Genomic DNA, 1,416 nt, shown 5'->3' on the forward strand with positions numbered 1-1,416 from the left:
CAAGCACGTCAGGAACGGGATGCTGTCACCCGTTGAGTTCGAACGGCAGCAGGAAATGTAACCCGAGGGTGTCCACGAAACTCGGGGCTATTCACCAGGCTGGCAGCGGAGGTTTGTGCGACACCGATTGCTGTCGTCAATCTCGTCGACACGCACCGACAGTTTTTCAAGGCCGAAGTCGGTCTCGGTGTCCGAGAGACTCCGCTTGAGACATCATTCTGCGGGCACGCGATTCTCGCCGAAGACATGATGGTGGTGAACGACGCGTCCAAGGACCCGCGCTTCGACGGCAATCCACTGGTGCACTCCGAGGGTGGATTGCGCTTTTATGCGGGCGCGCTCCTGAAAGCGCCTGGGGGGCTCCCAATCGGTACGGTCTGCGTTCTTGATACCGTCCCCCGCCACCTCGATGCCCATCAGATACGCACGCTGAAGCTCCTTGCGCGCCAGGTGATGACGCAGTTGGAACTCAGGCGCTCGATAGCCGATCAGGCCTCGGCCGTGGAGCGCCTTTCGGCGCTGATGGAACTTGGAGATCGTCTGCGGTCATCGGAAACTTATGCCGACATGGCCAGGATTGCAGGCGAGATTGTCACGCGGACTCTCAGAATTTCGCGAGCTGGCTTCGGTCGTTTGAGCAATGGCTTTGAAACAATCACGATTGATGGCGATTGGGCGATCGAGGGCCAGGTGAGTGTCGCTGGCATACACAACCTCGACGATTACGGCCTGTTCAGTGCAGCTCTCAACGATGGGCGAAACATTATTCTGAATGACGTCAGAAGCGATGCACTGACCAAAGACGACACGGCTCTGCTGGAAGCGATCGACGTAAGGTCGATGATCAACGTTCCCCTTGTCGTTTACGGGAAGGCCATTGCGTTGTTTTTTGCGCATGACCGGCTCCCGCGTCACTGGAGCGACAGCGACATCGACTTTGTTCGATCCGTTGCGGACAGCGTTCAGGTAAATATGGACAGGCTGAGCGCCCAGAAAGAGCAGAAGATCCTCAATCAGGAACTGAGCCATCGTCTCAAGAACACGTTGGCTATGGTGCAGGCGATCGCAACGCAGACACTGCGACAGGTTACCGAGCGACAGGCCGTGGAGGCATTCACCCAACGCATCGGCGCGCTCGCGCGCGCACACGATGTGCTGGTGAACCAGAGTTGGTCCGAGGCAATCGTCCGGGACATAGTCGTCGCGGTGCTCTCAACCTTTGATCGGATGGACCGGTTCGATCTTGTGGGTCCTAACCTGCGCATAGGCCCAAGAGCCACCCTGTCACTCTCGTTGATCCTCCACGAACTCGCGACCAACGGTAAGCGAGCAGCCGAAGCCGTTCAGGGCTGGTAGTTCCAGGGCATGAGGTCGTCGATACGGCTGTCAGGCCAGCCGTTGGCGAGGCGCTCGAGG

The 1,416-nt window shown here is 58.5% G+C and carries 1 protein-coding gene; it reads left to right on the top strand.

Going from position 1 to position 1,416, the window contains the following annotated elements:
- Nucleotides 1-99: 99 nt before the first annotated feature.
- Entirely contained in the window at nt 100-1,356 is a 1,257-nt protein-coding gene (locus ACVJNE_RS24225; RefSeq protein WP_499569280.1) for a GAF domain-containing protein, read from the top strand.
- Nucleotides 1,357-1,416: the final 60 nt, after the last annotated feature.

The organism is Mesorhizobium sp. DxT (assembly GCF_058448885.1).